Annotated in this window: 15 protein-coding genes; 6 read left to right on the forward strand and 9 right to left on the reverse strand. The window is 69.6% G+C overall.

Going from position 1 to position 16,811, the window contains the following annotated elements:
* Positions 1-7 precede the first annotated feature (7 nt).
* From CHB86_RS13115 to CHB86_RS13140, 6 genes are all read right to left on the reverse strand, one after another.
* Positions 8-1,363, reverse strand: coding sequence for a M16 family metallopeptidase (locus CHB86_RS13115; RefSeq protein WP_089233496.1), 1,356 nt, complete (start codon positions 1,361-1,363; stop codon positions 8-10).
* Positions 1,364-1,457: 94 nt separating this feature from the next.
* Positions 1,458-1,991 carry a DUF3035 domain-containing protein gene (locus tag CHB86_RS13120; protein WP_245837953.1) on the reverse strand — a complete coding sequence of 178 codons (534 nt, stop codon included), beginning with the start codon at positions 1,989-1,991 and terminating at the stop codon, positions 1,458-1,460.
* A 53-nt stretch (positions 1,992-2,044) separates the two neighbouring features.
* Positions 2,045-2,527: a signal peptidase II gene (lspA, locus tag CHB86_RS13125; RefSeq protein ID WP_089233498.1), complete on the reverse strand. Its 483-nt coding sequence runs from the start codon at positions 2,525-2,527 to the stop codon at positions 2,045-2,047.
* 3 nt (positions 2,528-2,530) lie between these two features.
* A complete protein-coding gene (gene purH, locus CHB86_RS13130; protein ID WP_089233499.1) occupies positions 2,531-4,120 on the reverse strand; it encodes a bifunctional phosphoribosylaminoimidazolecarboxamide formyltransferase/IMP cyclohydrolase in 1,590 nt (529 codons plus the stop codon).
* Positions 4,121-4,131: 11 nt separating this feature from the next.
* Positions 4,132-5,895, reverse strand: a complete 1,764-nt coding sequence (locus tag CHB86_RS13135) for a heparinase II/III family protein (RefSeq protein WP_425445423.1) — start codon at positions 5,893-5,895, stop codon at positions 4,132-4,134.
* Positions 5,896-5,967: 72 nt separating this feature from the next.
* On the reverse strand, positions 5,968-7,251 hold the full coding sequence (locus CHB86_RS13140; protein ID WP_089233500.1) for an RsmB/NOP family class I SAM-dependent RNA methyltransferase: 1,284 nt from the start codon (positions 7,249-7,251) through the stop codon (positions 5,968-5,970).
* A gap of 73 nt (positions 7,252-7,324) precedes the next feature.
* On the opposite strand from CHB86_RS13140, the gene CHB86_RS13145 reads away from it, so the two are divergent.
* Positions 7,325-7,522, forward strand: coding sequence for a DUF1674 domain-containing protein (locus CHB86_RS13145; protein WP_089233501.1), 198 nt, complete (start codon positions 7,325-7,327; stop codon positions 7,520-7,522).
* An 85-nt stretch (positions 7,523-7,607) separates the two neighbouring features.
* Positions 7,608-7,922, forward strand: a complete 315-nt coding sequence (locus CHB86_RS13150) for a hypothetical protein (protein ID WP_089233502.1) — start codon at positions 7,608-7,610, stop codon at positions 7,920-7,922.
* A 7-nt stretch (positions 7,923-7,929) separates the two neighbouring features.
* Here CHB86_RS13150 and dapB read toward each other — a convergent pair whose 3' ends face one another.
* Positions 7,930-8,739, reverse strand: coding sequence for a 4-hydroxy-tetrahydrodipicolinate reductase (gene dapB / locus CHB86_RS13155; RefSeq protein WP_089233503.1), 810 nt, complete (start codon positions 8,737-8,739; stop codon positions 7,930-7,932).
* 97 nt (positions 8,740-8,836) lie between these two features.
* Between dapB and rbfA the strand changes: the two genes are divergently transcribed.
* Together rbfA and CHB86_RS13165 are read left to right on the forward strand one after the other, a co-directional pair.
* Positions 8,837-9,256, forward strand: coding sequence for a 30S ribosome-binding factor RbfA (gene rbfA, locus CHB86_RS13160; RefSeq protein WP_089233504.1), 420 nt, complete (start codon positions 8,837-8,839; stop codon positions 9,254-9,256).
* Entirely contained in the window at positions 9,240-10,013 is a 774-nt protein-coding gene (locus CHB86_RS13165; protein ID WP_089233505.1) for a phosphodiester glycosidase family protein, read from the forward strand. Before rbfA ends, CHB86_RS13165 begins: the two co-directional genes overlap by 17 nt.
* Before the next feature lie 9 nt (positions 10,014-10,022).
* Here CHB86_RS13165 and CHB86_RS13170 read toward each other — a convergent pair whose 3' ends face one another.
* Together CHB86_RS13170 and CHB86_RS13175 are read right to left on the reverse strand one after the other, a co-directional pair.
* Positions 10,023-10,640 (reverse strand): GNAT family N-acetyltransferase, encoded by a 618-nt coding sequence (locus CHB86_RS13170; RefSeq protein ID WP_217898303.1) that lies wholly within the window; start codon positions 10,638-10,640, stop codon positions 10,023-10,025.
* A gap of 90 nt (positions 10,641-10,730) precedes the next feature.
* The gene (locus CHB86_RS13175; RefSeq protein WP_089233506.1) at positions 10,731-12,407 is read right to left on the reverse strand and encodes a Y-family DNA polymerase; all 1,677 of its coding nucleotides are present in this window, start codon (positions 12,405-12,407) and stop codon (positions 10,731-10,733) included.
* Between the two features lie 233 nt (positions 12,408-12,640).
* Between CHB86_RS13175 and rnr the strand changes: the two genes are divergently transcribed.
* Positions 12,641-14,947 carry a ribonuclease R gene (rnr, locus tag CHB86_RS13180; RefSeq protein ID WP_089233507.1) on the forward strand — a complete coding sequence of 769 codons (2,307 nt, stop codon included), beginning with the start codon at positions 12,641-12,643 and terminating at the stop codon, positions 14,945-14,947.
* A 111-nt stretch (positions 14,948-15,058) separates the two neighbouring features.
* A complete protein-coding gene (locus CHB86_RS13185; protein WP_089233508.1) occupies positions 15,059-16,327 on the forward strand; it encodes a lytic murein transglycosylase in 1,269 nt (422 codons plus the stop codon).
* Positions 16,328-16,811: the final 484 nt, after the last annotated feature.

Here is a 16,811-nt window from a genome sequence, read left to right on the forward strand (position 1 = left end):
GGTCGGATCACTGGGTCACCTCCTCGGATTGGGTTTCGCTGGCCGGTCGCTCGAGATAGCCGGTCACGGCGTTGCGCCTGTCGAACACGCGCTCGGCGGCGGCCATCACGTCCTCTGCGGTGACGGATTGCAGGATCTCCGGCCAGGCCTGAACATCTTCGACCGTCAGGCCACTGGTCAGCCCCTCGCCATAGCGGCGCGCCAGCCGCTGGAGGTTGTCCTTGCGGTAGACCTCGTCCGCCATGAGCTGGGTCTTCAGCCGCTCGAAGGCCGCCACGTCCACACCTTCCTCCAGGAAGGTCGCGATCATCCGGTCCATGTCGGCTTCAGCCTCCTCGAGGCTGCGGCCGGGCACCGGCATGACGATCAGCGAGAAGGTCGTGTCGTCGAGCGAGATGCCGTCATAGAAGGCCGCCGTGTAGAGCGCCGTTTTCTCCTCGAACTCCAGCTTGCGCCCCATCAGCGAGGTCGCTCCGGAGCCGCCGAGCAGTTCGGCGAGGAAGGTCAGCGCCGCCGCATCCTCCTGCGCGCCCGGATCGCGCTCCGGCGCGAGGTAGCTGCGCATGACATAGGGCTGGGCGACGCGCGGGTCCTCGTAGGACAGCCGGCGCTCGGCGCGCTGCGGCGGTTCGGCCGGGCGCGCCCGCTCGCCCAGTTCCGGATTGGCCGGGATCGGTCCGAAATGCGTCTCGGCCAGCGCCCGGACCTCCTCCGGCTCGACATCGCCGGCGACGATCAGCACGGCGTTGTTCGGCGCATAATACTGGCGGTAGAAATCCAGCGCGTCCTGCAGCCCGAGTTCGCGGATCTCGTGGCGCCAGCCGATGATCGGGGTGCCGTAGGGGTGGTTGAGATACTGCGCGGCGCTGCGCTGCTCGCCAAAGAGCGCGCCGGGGTTGTTCTCGGTGCGCTGGTTGCGCTCCTCGAGGATCACCTGCCGCTCCGGATCGACGACCTCGTCCGACAGCACGAGGCCGGTCATCCGGTCGGCCTCCATTTCCATCATCAGCCCGAGCCGGTCGGAAGCGACGCGCTGGAAATACGCGGTGTAATCCTGGCTGGTGAAAGCGTTGTCGGAGCCGCCGTTGAGCGCCACGGTGGCGGAGAATTCGCCGGGCTCCAGCGTCTCGGTGCCCTTGAACATCAGGTGTTCGAGGAAATGCGCGATGCCCGACTTGCCTGCCGGCTCGTCGGCCGCGCCGACGCGGTACCAGACCATGTTCACGACCACGGGCGCCCGGTGATCCTCGATCACCACCACATCCATGCCGTTGTCGAGCGTGAAGCTCGTCACCTCTTCCGCCTGTGCCGACGCCGCGAGCGCCGATGCCAGGGTCAGAGCAAGGCCGATCCGTCGAAACATGGGTGTCCCCCTCAATTGGATGCTCCGCCGAAGATACAGCCGGAGACCCCGCATTCAAGCGGGGCAACGGGGATGTGAGCGTGCAGTGATTGCCTTACTCGGCGGCCACGATGGGCGGCGCGGCGGGGGTTGGCACCCCGGCCCGGCGATAGGCGTCGAGCGTGCTGTGCTGGTTCAGCTCGGAAGCGCTGTAGGCGTCGTAGTAGGTCGGCACCCGGAACCAGCGCTCCAGCAGGCGGCCCTTGTTCTTGCGGCGGAACTCCGCATCGGCGACGGCGAGGTCGTTGCGGATGTTCGGATCGACGCCATAGCGGGTGGTCTGCCGGATCAGCGCGCCGTCGTCGGACAGCCTGCCGTCCGTGCGCAGCCTCGACGGATCCCCGCCAAGGGCTGCAACCGCATCCTCGCGCGGCGTCGCATCGGTGCGATTCGCGGCGCCCGGGGTCGGCGGCGGCAGGGTGGACAGGTCGGTCGGGATCTCGATTGGCTTGCTGGGCAGGATGGAGAATTCGTCGGGCGTGACCTGGCCGCGTTCGATATGCATGATGCGCGGGTCAGGGCTGCAGGCCGCCACGATGAGCACAAGCGCAAGCGTCACGCCTGCCCGTGTCATCCTTGATGCCAGCATCACTTGTCTCCCGCCTCGACTTTCGGCCTGTGTATCGCAAGCTTCCGACGACGTCACGAGGCCTTTTTACGGTCGCTCCGTTCCTTGCCGAACAGAACGAGCCCGATCGCCCCGGCAAATATGAAAACATCCGCCACGTTGAAAACATAGGGGTTATTGATTCCGCAGCAGGACATGTTGAGAAAATCCCTCACTCCGGGAAACAGGAAACGGTCCAGCGCGTTGCCCACCGCCCCCCCGACGATCAGTCCGACGCAGAAAAATTCGATCCGGCGTTCGAAGCTGCGCATGGCCCAGATCACCAGCCCCGTGCACAGGATCCCAGTGAGCCCGATCAGGAACCATCTCTGGGCGGGCGAACTGTCGGCGAACAGGCCGAAGTTGACGCCCGTGTTGAGCCCCTTGCGAAAGATCAGCAGCGGCGGAAAGACCTCGATCTGCCCGACCTGCGCCTGGTCCATCATCCGGAAGACGAGGAACTTGGAGGCCTGGTCGATCAGGAAGGCGACCAGCGCCGTAACCCAGAGAAGACGCATGGTTCAGTGCCGGAAGTGACGCATGCCCGAGAAGACCATGGCGATGCCGGCCTCGTCGGCGGCCGCGATCACCTTGTCGTCGCGCATCGAACCGCCGGGCTGGATCACTGCGGTGGCGCCGGCCTCGGCCGCGGTCAGCAGACCGTCGGGGAAGGGGAAGAAGGCGTCGGAGGCGACGACGGAGCCCTGGGTCAGCGGCGCGGAGAGGCCGAGCACCTCGGCCATGTCGTGCGACTTGCGGGCAGCGATCCGCGTCGAATCCACGCGGCTCATCTGGCCCGCGCCGACACCGACGGTCGCGGCGTCCTTGACGTAGACGATGGCGTTGGACTTCACGTGCTTGGCGACCTTCCAGGCGAAGAGCAGGTCGCGAAGCTCCGCCTCGGTCGGCGCGCGCTTCGTCACCACCTTCAGATCCTCGGCGGTGATATGACCGTTGTCCTTGTCCTGAACGAGGTAGCCGCCCGAGACCTGCCGGATCGTGGTGGCCGCCGCCAGCGGGTCGGGCAGGCCGCCCGTCGTCAGCAGGCGCAGGTTCTTCTTGGCCTCGAACACCCGCTTCGCTGCCTCATCCGCATCCGGGGCGATCACGACCTCAGTGAAGATCTCCGCGATCTTCTCCGCCGTCGGCCCGTCGAGCGGCTGGTTCAGCGCGATAATGCCGCCGAAGGCCGAGGTGCGGTCGCAGTCGAACGCGCGGGAATAGGCCTCGGCCAGGGTCGCGCCGCGGGCCACGCCGCAGGGGTTGGCGTGCTTGATGATCGCGCAGGCCGGGCCGTCGGCCGGGTCGAACTCCGCCACCAGCTCGAAAGCCGCGTCGGTGTCGTTGATGTTGTTGTAGCTCAGCTCCTTGCCCTGGTGCTGCACCGCCGTGGCGACGCCGGGGCGGGAGGAGCCGTCGCGGTAGAACGCCGCCTTCTGGTGCGGGTTCTCGCCGTAGCGCATGGTCTGCGCCAGCGTGCCGGCCACGGCGCGGCGGCGCGGGGTATCGACACCGATCACCTGCGCCATCCAGGTCGAGACCGCGGCGTCATAGGCCGCCGTCCGGGCATAGGCGATTTGCGCCAGCTTCTTGCGGAACTTCGGGCAGGTCGCGCCGTCGTGCTGGTCCATGTCGCCCAGCAGCTTCTCGTAATCCTCGACGTCCACGACAACGGTCACGTAGGCATGGTTCTTGGCCGCGGCCCGGATCATCGCCGGACCGCCGATGTCGATGTTCTCGATGCAGGTCTCGTAGTCGGCGCCCTTCGCGACGGTCGCCTCGAACGGGTAGAGGTTCACCACCAGCAGGTCGATCTCGACGATCCCGTGCTCGGTCATCGCGGCGACGTGCTCGTCATTGTCCCGCAGCGCCAGCAGGCCGCCGTGCACCTTGGGGTGCAGCGTCTTGACCCGGCCGTCCATCATCTCGGGGAAGCCGGTGACCTCGGCGACGTCCACCACCTCGAGCCCCGCCTGGCGCAGGCTGTGGGCGGTGCCGCCGGTCGACAGCAGCTCGACCCCGCGTGCAGCAAGGGCCCTGCCGAGATCCACGAGCCCCTCCTTGTCGGATACGGAGAGAAGGGCGCGGCGAATGGGGCGGGCGTCGGACATGGCAGCTTTCCTCAGTCGTAAGGCAGGTGATCGTCGTCATCGCGCAGGATGTCGCGGATGGCCTGCGGGGTATCCTGTGCCTTCGCCAAGGTCCAGTTGATCTGGCATGCGGAGTCCAGAACACGGCCGGAAAGTACGATCTGCTTCGTCGCGCGGGGCTTCAGACGGCTCGGATCGAGGTAAACGCTCGGCTCGAGCGCGAGTTTCGAGGCCCCGGCCTGCCGGAACACCCAGAGCTCGCCGCTCTTGAGCGCGAGCGACACGGCCTGTCCGTTCATGTCCAGCGCCGCGTCAACGTCCGGATGCAGGTGGAACCGAATCGAAAATGCCACGCCCTGGAGCTGCGAGCCGGTCATCCGGCGGTCGAAGGTCCGCCGGTCGGTCTCGGTCAGGGCGCCGAGCGTGTCCTCGCCGGTGAGCTCCCGTCCGTCGCGGGTCAGGGTGAGCTGCCGCACATGGGTCAGCCCGTGGCTTTCCACATATCCGTCGTGCCCCACAAGCAGGCGGGTGGCGCGCGGCGCGGTCGAGGGCTGGGCCCGCACGTCCTTGGGCAGGTCGTAGAGGATCTCGCCGCTGCGGCCACGGCTCAGCCCGACCACCCCGAGATGCGAGGAGGAAAAGCCGTCGATCGCCAGTGTCGAGTGGCTGGGCGTGGAGCGGGCGGCGCGGCGCCATGTCTCGCCAAAGGTCGCCCCCGGCCCGCAGCTGACCACCAAGGGCCGCCGCCCGGAGGTCAGCTCGAAAGCCAGGGTCGAGGCGTGACCGTTGACCGAGGCCGTGCCGGATGGCGGCCGGGCGGCGTCGACGATGACCGTGGTGCGGCCGCCGGCGAGGCGGGCAAAGCCCATCGCCAGCCCCTCGTGCGGCTCCGGTCGGATCCCGGCCGCTGCCAGCGCCTGGTCGAGCCGCCCCTGAACCCCGCGCCCGCCGCCATGGAACCGCGCCAGCCCGCCGTCTGCATGACGGAGCGCGCGGAGCGTCGGCGCGATGCGGATGATCGCGGCTTCCAGTTCGGGCGTCGGATCGCGTCCGGAATCCAGCATCGCCTGCGCGGCCCAGATCAGCAGGGTGAAGACTTCGAGCAGTTCCTCCGGGTTGCGCGTCGGCAAGCCGCCGTGGGAATCGATCCGGCTCTCGCATTCACGGGAGAGCGCCCGGATCGCCGGCTCGACATGGGCGTCCATCGCGGTCAGCGCGAGGCCCGCATAGATCAGGCCGGTCAACGCCTCGAACCGCGCCAGCCCCTCCGGCGCCGATTGCCAGCGGCGCCCGAGAAACAGGGTCTGCGCACCGAGCGACGAAAAGAACGCCTCCGAGGCCGCCCGGTCCCGGCCGCGCAGGAGGAAGATCGCGTTGTTGATCCAGCCGATCAGCCGCCGCCCGGTCAGCTCGGGCGTCCAGCCCGGCCCGGCGCCGCGGCCGTACCGTTCGATCCAGCCCCAGGTCCAGTCCTGCGCGCGGGCACGCGCCGCGCCGTCGCCCAGCGCCGCGAGATCGTCGAGCCAGCGAAACTGGTGCAGCGTTTCCTCGAAGCGCGGCGAGGGCATGTCGAGGTCCCAGATCGCCTTGTCCGGCGCCTCGACCAGCGAGCCCGCGAACAAGTAGTTGCCCGCCACCAGCTGGCGGCCACGCGCCACCGTGCCGATCGCCCGCGGCTCCGGCTGCGAGACGAAGCCCGTTGCCGGGCGCGCATGGGTCGCCCGATAGGCCTGCCACCGGTTCATCAACCGGTTGCGCCGCTCGTCCCAGCTCAGTCTGCCCTCGACTTTCCCCATCATCATCTTCGCGGAACCGGCCCCTCTCGGTATCTCCCTCGCCGCCGAGTCTAGGCAGCGTCGCAGCCGCTGTCAGGCCTTGCGCAGCGCGGCGATGAAAAACCCGTCGAGACCGCCGCGTTCGGGCCACATTTCCGGTGTCGTCCGGAGGGCGCCGGGTCCGGCGTGCCAGCCTTCCTCGACGCCGGGCAGCGCGGAGACGGCCTCCGGATCGGGCTTCAGGTCGGGGTGGCGCTCCAGAAGCGCGGCGAGCTGCGCCTCGCCCTCCTCCGGCAGGATCGAACAGGTGCAGAAGACGAGACGCCCTCCGGGGGCCAGCATCGCGACCGCCCGGTCGGCCATGGCGGCCTGCAGCTCCACCAGCGGGCGGATGTCGGCGGCATCCTTGACGAAAGGCAGGTCGGGGTGGCGGCGGATCGTGCCGGTTGCCGAGCACGGTGCGTCGAGCAGGATCGCGTCGAACGGCGCGTCCGGCTCCCACTCCAGCGCATCCGCCGCCACGACCTCGGCTGCGAGACCGGTGCGCTTCAGGTTGTCGTGGAGCCGTTCAAGCCGCGCCTCGGACACGTCGAGCGACGTCACCGCAGCCCCGGTTGCCGCGAGTTGCAGCGTCTTGCCGCCCGGCGCGGCGCAGAGGTCGAGCACCCGCTCGCCTGCCCGTGCCGCCAGCACCCGTGCCGGCAGCGCGGCGGCGGCGTCCTGCACCCACCAATCCCCGGCCTCGTATCCCGGCAGCGCCGAAACCTGCCCCGCCTTCTCCAGCCGGATGGACCCGGTGGGCAGGATCGTCCCGCCGAGCGCCTCGGCCAGCGCGGCGTCGGGCGCCTTGGCGGTGATGTCCAGCGGCGGCGCCTGCTCGAAAGCGGCCTCCATCCGCGCTACCCGTGCGTTGCCATAGGCGCTGCCCACCCGGCCGCGCAGCCAGTTCGGCAGGCGCTGCGGCTGGGTCGCCTCCCAGCCGGCACGGCCCTCTTCGGCGACGCGGCGCAGCACGGCGTTGACCATCGGCGCCGTCGAGGCGGCTTCCTCTCGCGCCAGCGCAACGGCGGCGTTCACCACGCCATGCGCGGCTGCGCCGTCGGCCAGCAGTTCGACCGTCGCCAGCCGCAGGATCGCCCGCACGCCCGGCTTCGGGTTGCGCTTCAGCCAGGGTTTGAGCGCCGCATCCGCCCGCCCGGCGAGCCGTAGCGCGGTGCGGGCCAGCCGCCCGGCGCGGGCCCGAACTTCGGGCGGGGCCTCGGTGAAATGCGGATGAGCCTCCATCTCGGCGAGCGTCAGTCGCTCCTGCCAGACCCCCTGGACGAGTTCCAGCGCCAGACGGCGTGCGGCGGTTCCCCCGGCCTGTTGCTGGCCCATGCGACGGCCCTTCCCATTGCTTTCAGACCCGCGCGGCGTATATCACCCACGGGTCAGCGACAAGGAAAACAGCATGTACGACGAGAGTGCAGAGCCCGCCAAGGACCTCCCGCCCGCCGCCCTGCGCGCGCTGGCCGAGGCCGCCGAGCGCCGCGAGAAGGCCGAGGCCGAAGCCAAGGCGATGCCCATTGAACTGGGCGGGCGGATCAAGGGATTGGAACCGGTGCGCTACGGCGACTGGGAAAAGAAGGGGCTCGCGATCGACTTCTGACGTTCGCGGGCGCCGGGACGCCGCGGGGATGCTATGATGGCGCCAATCCCCTGATTCCCGAACCGCCCCGAGCTGGAGAGATCCGATGTACGACCCTCGCGCCGTCAGCCGTGCGATGCAGACCTGGCAGCAGGCCTCGCTCGCCTATACCCGCATGTGGCTTTCCGCCTCCGAGGTGATCTGGACGCGCTCCATGATGATGGCGCTCGGCACCATGACGCCGAAGGAAGCCGCGCAGATGGTGTTCGAGAAACCCACGGCCTTTGCCCGCGCCGCCGAGAAGGCCGCGGTCGCCATGGCGACCAGCAGCGGGAATGCCGCCGCGGCGCTGGCCTCGATCCGCCCGATCGAAGCCAAGACGCGCAGCAATGCGCGGCGGCTGCGGAGCCGCCGCCGCTGATCCGGGATCAGAGCCCCAGGACGTCCAGCATCGAGTAATGGCCCGGGGTCTGCGACTGCCCCCAGAGCACGGCCTTGAGTGCGCCGCGGGCGAACAGCGCCCGGTCGCTGGCCACGTGGCGCAGCACGATCCGCTCGCCGGCGCCGGCGAAGATCACGTCATGTTCGCCGATGATGTCGCCGCCCCGGATGGCCGAGAAGCCGATGCTGCCCGGCGCGCGTGCGCCGGTGATGCCGTCGCGCGCGGCCACGTAGGCCTCGCGGAAGTCGAGCCCGCGCCCTTCGGCCGCCGCCTCGCCCAGCATCAGCGCGGTGCCCGAGGGAGCATCGACCTTGTGACGGTGGTGCGACTCCACGATCTCGATGTCGAACTCCTCGTCCAGCGCCGCCGCGACCTGCTTTGTAAGCTGGGTCAGCAGGTTGACGCCGAGGCTCATGTTCCCCGCCCGGACGATCACGGCGTGCCGGGCGGCGGCGTCGAGTTTGGCGAGGTCCTCGTCGGTCATTCCGGTGGTGCCGATCACATGCACGGCCCGCGCCTGCGCGGCGATCACCGACAGCTCGATCGTCGCCTGCGGCGTGGTGAAATCGATCACCCCCTGCGCGCCGGCCATCGCCTCCAGCGGGTCGTCGGTCACGTAGACCCCCGCCGCCGGCCCGTTCATCGCGATGCCGATGTCCTTGCCGACCCAGTCATGGCCCGACCGTTCCACCGCGCCCACCAGCCGCATCGCGGGATGCGCCTGCACCTCGCGCACCAGCATCTGGCCCATGCGGCCCGACGCGCCCATGACAACGATACCCGGTGTGTCGCTCATCTGCCTGTCTCCATCTTTGCGGTGCCGGTGTAGCCGAGCCCGCCGTCACAGGCAAAGCCCGCTTGCGCAAACCCGCAAGCCGCCCTACGTGGGAAGGATGGCAAAGAACAAGTTTCATACCGGCGCCGGCCCATCGCAGCGCCAGTTGCGGGTCGGGGAACTGATCCGCCGGCGGCTGTCGGAAGTGCTCGCGCAAGGCGACGTGCACGACCCGGAGCTGAACCGGATGTCGATCACCGTGGCCGAGGTCCGCACATCGCCCGATCTCAAGATCGCCACCGCCTTCGTGCTCCCGCTCGGCGGCGACCATGCGCCGGAGGCGCTCGAGGCGCTCAACCGCAACCGGTCCGAGCTGCGCCGGATGGTGGCCAAGGGGCTGGCGCTGAAATACGCGCCGCAGCTGCGCTTCGTTCTGGACGATACGTTCGACCGGATGGACGCGACCCGGAAGATGTTCTCCGACGACCGCGTGCAGCGCGACATCGCGGCCAGCCACGAGGATGACGATGCCGTTTGAGCCACGGCTTGCACGGCGGTTGCTGGCGCTTCTGGCCTTGCTGCTGGCCCCTGCTGTCGCGACGGCCGAGCCCGATTGCCGCAAGATGAGCCAGGGCGCTGACCGCTTCTCGGTCTGCACCCTTCGCGCCGACCGCGACGAGATCCGCCTCTGGCACAGCGACGCCGACGGGCGGCTCTATGGCGGCTTCACCGCCATCGACAGCGCGCTCAAGGCCGAGGGCAAACGGCTCGTCTTCGCGATGAACGGCGGCATGTACCACGAGGACCGCAGCCCGGTCGGTCTCTACCTCGAGAACGGCGTGCAGGGCGGACCGCTGGTCACCAGCGACGGCCCCGGCAATTTCGGCCTGCTGCCCAATGGCGTCTTCTGCATCGGCACCCGCACCGCCTCGGTGATCGAGAGCCGGAGCTTCGCGGCCAACCCGCCCGATTGCCGCTACGCCAGCCAGTCCGGCCCGATGCTGGTGATCGACGGCGATCTGCACCCGCGGTTCCTCGTCAACAGCGACAGCCGCTACATCCGCAACGGGGTCGGCGTGGCAGAAGACGGCGTGACGGTGCATTTCGTGATCTCCGACAACCGGGTGAACTTCCACACCTTCGGCCGGTTCTTCCGCGACGTGCTGGAGACGCCCAACGCGCTCTACTTCGACGGCAAGGTCTCCCGCCTCTTCGCGCCTTCGCTGGGCCGGTCCGACACCGGCTTCCCGCTCGGCCCGATTGTCGGTGCGGCGGTGCCAAGCGACCAGATGTAGACCGGCTGTTCAGCCGGGCGGCGGGCGGCGCATCACCCAGTAGGGGCCGTCGGTGATCGGCTCATGGAACCGGCCCACGTCGCGGTATCCCAGGCGGCGGTAGAACGGCATGTTGCCCGGTGTGAAGGTCTCGAGGTAGGTCGCGACCCCGGCCCGGTCCGCCCTTTCCAGCACCGGTTCGAGCAACCCTGCGCCAAGCCCCCGCCCCTGGTGTTCCGGATCCACGCCGAGAATCGACAGGTACCAGTCCTGGTTCGAAGTCACCCGCGACGTTGCCTCGGCCATGACCTCGCAGATCCCGGCATAGATCCGCAGACAGATGTCTCCCATCCGGTGGGCGATCATCTCCTTCTTGCGGCGGGAAAGCTCCCGTTCCTGCTCCGGAGCCAAGGGAACGGCCCAGATCGACACGCCGACATCTCCCTCGTCGGGAACGACCGCAAGGCCATGGGCGACCGCTTCCCGGATCGAATACTCGTAATAGTGGAGCATGGCCTGCCGGGCCCGCGCCGGCTCCGCGACGCCGCCTTCGAGCGCGGCATAGAACGGATCTGGCCGAAGCGCGGCGTACAGCGCCTCGGCAAGACGCTGGTAATCTGCCCTGTGCTCCCCTTCGGATTGCGTCACCTGGCGCGTCCTTTCCCCTGTTCCGTGGTCCGTCCGCGATGATCGGGCAGTCGCCTGCGCAGGGCAAGAACCGTTGTCGGCATTCCTCCCTCAGGCGAACCGCCCCTGGCAGAACCAGCCCGCCGACAGCGCGCCGCCGTGGGCATAGAAGAGCCACAGCCGTTCGCCGCCCGCCACCTCGACGCGCCAGTAGTCACGCACGCCCGAACGCCACTCGGGATCGTCCATCCACCATTCCGGGGCAATCCGCTCCGGCCCGGTGGCGCTGCGCAGCACCAGGTCGCGCCGCCGCCAGCGAAACCGCGCCGGCGGGCGCGGCGGCAGGGGCGTCTCGCCCTCCACGTGCACCGGCTCGGGGCGGAACATCAGCAGCGGACGCGGCAGGGCCGGGCGCGCCGGCCAGTTTCGCGCCGGCTCCGACCAGGCGGCGGCCAGCACCTTCGCCGTCTTCTCGGGGATGTGGCTGTCGGCCGGGTGCAGCCGGGTGATCGCCTCCAGCCCGACCCGTGCACCGAGCTTGCCGATCAGGTCGTCGAGCGCCGCGCCACCGTCCTTCTTCATCCGCGCTGCGCCGTCTGCGGCTGCGCCAAGGTGGCCGCGGTGCTGGCTGGCATGCACCGGTTCGGTCACATGCGCTTCCAGCCGCAGCACGTCGATGCCGGGGCCGGCGTCGATCTCGTCGAGCTTCATCAGCAGCAGCGGCAGCAGCCGGTCGGGCTCGGCCGAGGGCCGCGCCAGCCCCACCTCCACCGATTGCATCGTGTGATCGCAGCGGAACGCCTGCAGCCGCACCCGCCGCGCCCCCCGCCCCTTCTCGCGCAGCCGTTCCGCCAGCGCCGGCAGCAGCCGGTCGAGCCCGGCGCGCAGGTCGTCCAGCAGGCCGATCGGCTCGGGCAGGGTCAGGCGCACGGCGAAATGGTCCGGCGGTTTCGCGGGCGAGACGGGCTCCGGCACCAGCCCGAGCGCCTGGTCGAGTCGCAGCACCAGCTCCTTGCCGAAGCGCCGCGACAGCGCCGCCCGCGGCTGGCCGGCCAGCTCGTCGATCCGCCGGAGGCCCAGCCGCCCGAGCTGAGCCACGACCTCGGGCGGCAGCCGCAACGCGGCCACGGGCAACGGCCCCAGTGCGGTGCGCGTCTGCCCCGGCGCCGCGATCCGCTCGCCGGAGCCGGCGGCCGCCCGTACCGGCGCTGCGCCGCCCCGCTCCCAGTGCCGCCGCTTGGCCGCCCGCGACCGCGTCGCCCGCGCCTCCTGGTCGATCGCGTCGCCCGACCGCGCCGCCTCCGCCCCGCGCCCGGCATAGCGCGCCAGCGCCCAGGCCGCGCCCACCGTGTCGGCAATCCCGGCCCGCACGCTCAGCCCGAGCGCCGCGCAGTCCGTCTCGATCTGCTCCAGCAGCGCCGCCTCGCCCCCGAACAGGTGCGCGCACCCCGTCAGGTCCACCGTCAGCCCGTCGGGCGGCAGCTCCGACACCCAGGGCGAGAACTTCCCCGCCCATCGTCGCAGCACGGTCAGGAACGCCGCCTCGGCCTGCGGATTGCACAGCCGCGTCACCAGCGTGGGACACACCGCCCGCGCATCCCGAAGCGGCTGCCCGACAGACAGCCCGGCCCGCGACGCCGCCAGGTCGAGCGAGGCGAGAAGCTGCATGTTGCCGCTGTCGCGCACCACGGCAAAGGGCGCGTCCACGCCCACACCATCGACGCGCAGCAGCCGCTCGGCGGCAAGCCGCGGAAACCACAGCGAAAGTATCCGTCGAACCGACGACATCCGTCACTCCTGGAGAATCGCGACAGTTTGTTCCTTTTTTGTTCTACACCGACTCCCAACCCTCCGGGAGTCGAATCCGGCGCCTTCTGTCGGCAGGTATCCCCGCCGGAGCCACGAATTTTCGGACGAAAATTCGCCGCCGCGCAGCGGCGCCACCGCCGCTCGGGCTCCGCCCGGCGGCCGCCCCCGTTTCCACAGGTGACAGCCCCCCGCCCCCATGCTACCTCGCGATCATGGCAGAGCTTCCCACCAAGGCGCAGGTCCTCGACTGGATCGCGCAGAACCCCACGCAGAATTCCAAGCGCGACATCGCCAAGGCCTTCGGGGTCAAGGGAGCGGCTCGGATCGACCTCAAGCGCATGCTCAAGGAGCTGGAGGAGGAGGGCCATCTGCAGAAGGCCCGCAAGCACTACCGCGACCCCGACAAGCTGCCGCCCGTCACAGTGCTGCAGGTGCTCGCCCCCGACGCCAACGGCGATCTCTTCGCCAAGCCGCTCGAATGGCACGGCGAGGGTCCGGAGCCGCGGGTGCTGTTCATTCCCCGCGAGGCCGATCCCGCGCTCGGCGAGGGCGACCGCATCCTCGGCCGGATGACCGAGGTGCGTGCCGACGGGCACCAGTACGAGGCCCGGCTGATCCGCCGCATCGGCCACAACCCGCACAAGATCCTCGGGATCTATCGCAAGCGCACCGAGGGCGGGCGGATCACCCCGATCGACAAGGGCGCGGACCGCGAATGGCAGGTGCCCGCCGGCGCCACCCACGGTGCAAAGGACGGCGAACTGGTGGAGGCAGAACAGGCCAGCCCGCGCGGCAAGCTCGGCCTGCCGACCGCCCGCATCATCGAACGCCTGGGCGACCCCTCGGCGCCGCGCGCGGTTTCGCTGATCGCCATCCACCAGCACGGCATCCCCGACGATTTCCCCGACAAGGTGATCGAGGAGGCCGACCGGATGAAGCCCGCCGGCCTCTCCGGCCGCGAGGACCTGCGCGATCTGCCGCTCATCACCATCGACCCGTCGGACGCGCGCGACCATGACGACGCCGTCTATGCCCATGCCGACGACGACCCCAAGAACCCCGGCGGCCATGTCGTCTGGGTCGCGATCGCCGACGTCGCCCACTATGTCCGCCCCGGCACGGCGCTGGACGCGGAGGCGCGGCTGCGCGGCAACTCCACCTACTTCCCCGACCGCGTCGTGCCGATGCTGCCGGACCGTCTGTCGGGCGACCTCTGCTCGCTGCACGAAGGCGTGCCGCGTGCCTGTATCGCCGTCCGGATGCGGCTGAACGAGCAGGGCCAGAAGATCGGCCACAGCTTCCACCGCGGCCTGATGCGTTCCATCGCCTCGCTCAGCTACGAGGAAGTTCAGCAGGCGCTCGACGGCGAGCCCAACGACAAGTGCGGCCCGCTGCTCGAGGACGTGCTGCAACCGCTTCACGCCGCCTACCTCGCCGCCGCCCGCGCCCGCGACCTGCGCCAGCCGCTGGATCTCGACCTGCCGGAACGCCGGATCGTTCTGTCGGACAAGGGCGAGGTGCTCTCCGTCAACTTCCGCGACCGGCTGGTGACCCACCGCCTGATCGAGGAATTCATGGTGCTTGCCAACGTCGCCGCTGGGGAGACCTTGACCCACAAGCGCACGCCGCTGGTGTTCCGGGTGCACGAAGAGCCCAACCCCGAGAAGCTCGATGCATTGCGGGAGACAGCGCAGGCCAGCGGCTTCACGCTTGCCAAGGGGCAGGTGCTGCACACCAGCCACCTCAACAAGCTGCTGAACGACGCCGCCGGCACCGACCTGGCCGAGATGATCAACCTCAGCACGTTGCGGTCGATGACTCAGGCCTATTACAACCCGGAGAATTTCGGGCATTTCGGCCTGGCGCTGAAGACCTACGCCCATTTCACCTCGCCGATCCGCCGCTATTCGGACCTCATCGTCCATCGCGGTCTGATTTCGGGCCATGGCTGGGGCAAGGACGGGCTGTCGCCGGACGACATCGACCGGCTGGAGGCCACCGCAGAGCACATCTCGGAGACCGAGCGCCGCTCGATGGCCGCAGAACGCGACACCACCGACCGCTACCTCGCCTCCTACCTCTCCGAGCGCGTGGGCAACGAGTTCCCCGGTCGGATCTCCGGCATCGCCCGCTTCGGCGTCTTCGTGAAGCTCGACGAGACCGCCGCCGACGGGCTGATCCCGATCCGCTCTCTGGGCAACGAGTTCTTCCACTACGACCGCGAGGCGCAAACCCTGATGGGCTCCGACAGCGGCCGGGTGATCTCCCTCGGTCAGCGCGTTCTGGTCCGCCTGACCGAGGCCGTGCCGGTGACCGGCGGACTGATGCTGGAACTGCTGTCGCTCGACGGAGAACAGATCGCCCCCTCCTCCGCGCCCCGCAACCGCGGCAAGCCGACCCGGCGGATGCCCGGCAAGACCAAGGCCCGCGAGCGCTCCTTCGGCGACAAGTCCAAGCGCCCGCCGGGCGGCGGCCGCCCGACCCGCAGCAAGCGCAAGGTCACCCGCAAGCGCAAGTGAGCCCGTCGGGCCGATCGGCGAATCTCCGTGCAGCCCCCGGCAAATCCCTTTGCCGAATGGGCGCACGGGAGTACACTCCTGCAAAACAACGGATGGCGAGCAGGAGCCACCATGACAGGCAAAGCAAGTATACTGGCAGCGTCATTGGCGCTGGCCATTCCGGTGGAATCAAGCGCCGGCATGAACGCAATCGAGATATCCCTCCGGCCCGAGGCACGGCCGATTCTCGCATCGGCGCAGGCGTCGGAGGTGCAGGTGTCCAACATCGCTTTTGAACAATGGATCCCCGCGTTCCGGGAACGGGCAGCGCAACAGGGCATCTCGTCGGCAACGCTCGACAGCGCCCTTTCCGGCATCCGCTTCAACACCGACGCGATCAAGCGCGACCGCAACCAGGCAGAGTTCTCCAAGACGATCTGGGAATACCTGGAGACCGCGGCCTCGGAGCTGCGCGTGACCAACGGCGAGGAGGCTCTGCGCGAGCACGCGGCCGTTCTGGCGCAAATCGAGGAGCGCTACCGGGTGCCGGCCGAGATCGTGACCGCGATCTGGGGGCTGGAGAGCGCCTACGGCAGCTTCCGCGGCTCCGAACCCACCATCGAATCGCTCGCCACCCTCGCTTTCGACGGACGGCGGTCGGCGTTCTTCGAGGCACAGCTCATCGCCGCCCTGCAGATCCTCGACTCGGGCGACGTGACGCCCCGGGGCATGACAGGAAGCTGGGCCGGCGCGATGGGCCATACCCAGTTCATGCCGACCTCCTACCTCGCCCACGCGGTCGATTTCGACGGCGACGGCAAACGCGACATCTGGTCCGACGACCCGACCGACGCGCTGGCCTCCACCGCCTCCTACCTCGCGGAAGCGGGCTGGGTCGAGGGGCAGCCATGGGGCATGGAGGTCATCCTGCCAGAGGGATTCGACGTCTCGCTCACCGGCCACCCGGTCAAGAAACCCTCCACCGAATGGGCGGCGCTCGGGGTGCGGGACATCCATGGCGACCCGGTCCCCGACCATGGCACCACAGCGATCCTGCTGCCCGGCGGCGCCGGGGGCGCGGCCTTCATGGTGTTCCGCAACTTCAACGTGCTGGAGCGTTACAACAGCGCCGATGCTTATGTGATCGCGGTCGGGCATCTCGCCGACCGGATCCGAGGCGGCCCCGCGATCCAGGGCGACTGGCCGCGCGATCTGCGCGCGCTGCTGCTGGCCGAACGGATCGAGATGCAGGAGCGGCTCACGCGGGCCGGCTTCGACACCCAGGGCATCGACGGCAGGATCGGCCCGAACACGATCGCGGCGATCCGGGGCTTCCAGCGATCCGTCGGCATGCGCCCGGACGGCTACGCCTCGACCGACGTGCTGGAACGGTTGCGCTGACCGGAAGGTAGGACCGGGCTGACCACCCGGCCCTGGCGCGCAACACCAGCTCGCCCGTGCCGTTGCGGACCCAGAAATCGGCGTCGCGTGCATTCGCCACGGCGCCGTCCCCGGGGGACACGAGGCCAAAGGCTGAGATAGCCGCAACGCCGCCTGCGCGTTGAGCGCGAGGACTCGGGCCTGAACCGGCGCGAGCCTCTCGCCGCCAAGGTCCCAACCGCCCCACGGAAGCAGGCATGGTAGAAGAACGGCGGCAGAGCATCGCCCGCTCCGGGCGGCCAGCCCTCTCATCCCAGCGTGGCATGCAGCGCCGCCGCGCGCGGGATTCAGGAAGCCGTCCACATTGCAAGACAGGCCCAATGCACCATCCCCCATCTGACGTTACGCCAGCCGGGATGGAGCGCAACCGCCACGCGGGTGGCCCGACCGCTGTCATCCGTCCCCCCGCGCGCGCCAGCGCACGGCCCGGCCCAACGGGAGGAGG

Origin of the sequence: Tropicimonas sediminicola, assembly GCF_900188335.1 — a bacterium.
In the GTDB taxonomy this organism is placed as follows: Bacteria; Pseudomonadota; Alphaproteobacteria; order Rhodobacterales; family Rhodobacteraceae; genus Tropicimonas; species Tropicimonas sediminicola.

Coding starts and splice junctions, on each gene's coding strand:
- rnr (WP_089233507.1), top strand. CDS start 12,641: ATGGCAGAGCTTCCCACCAAGGCGCAGGTCCTCGACTGGATCGCGCAG.
- purH (WP_089233499.1), bottom strand. CDS start 4,120: ATGTCCGACGCCCGCCCCATTCGCCGCGCCCTTCTCTCCGTATCCGAC.
- CHB86_RS13165 (WP_089233505.1), top strand. CDS start 9,240: ATGACGATGCCGTTTGAGCCACGGCTTGCACGGCGGTTGCTGGCGCTT.
- CHB86_RS13115 (WP_089233496.1), bottom strand. CDS start 1,363: ATGTTTCGACGGATCGGCCTTGCTCTGACCCTGGCATCGGCGCTCGCG.
- CHB86_RS13140 (WP_089233500.1), bottom strand. CDS start 7,251: ATGGGCCAGCAACAGGCCGGGGGAACCGCCGCACGCCGTCTGGCGCTG.
- CHB86_RS13185 (WP_089233508.1), top strand. CDS start 15,059: ATGACAGGCAAAGCAAGTATACTGGCAGCGTCATTGGCGCTGGCCATT.
- dapB (WP_089233503.1), bottom strand. CDS start 8,739: ATGAGCGACACACCGGGTATCGTTGTCATGGGCGCGTCGGGCCGCATG.
- CHB86_RS13150 (WP_089233502.1), top strand. CDS start 7,608: ATGTACGACCCTCGCGCCGTCAGCCGTGCGATGCAGACCTGGCAGCAG.
- CHB86_RS13120 (WP_245837953.1), bottom strand. CDS start 1,991: ATGCTGGCATCAAGGATGACACGGGCAGGCGTGACGCTTGCGCTTGTG.
- CHB86_RS13135 (WP_425445423.1), bottom strand. CDS start 5,895: ATGGGGAAAGTCGAGGGCAGACTGAGCTGGGACGAGCGGCGCAACCGG.
- lspA (WP_089233498.1), bottom strand. CDS start 2,527: ATGCGTCTTCTCTGGGTTACGGCGCTGGTCGCCTTCCTGATCGACCAG.
- rbfA (WP_089233504.1), top strand. CDS start 8,837: ATGGCAAAGAACAAGTTTCATACCGGCGCCGGCCCATCGCAGCGCCAG.
- CHB86_RS13175 (WP_089233506.1), bottom strand. CDS start 12,407: ATGTCGTCGGTTCGACGGATACTTTCGCTGTGGTTTCCGCGGCTTGCC.
- CHB86_RS13145 (WP_089233501.1), top strand. CDS start 7,325: ATGTACGACGAGAGTGCAGAGCCCGCCAAGGACCTCCCGCCCGCCGCC.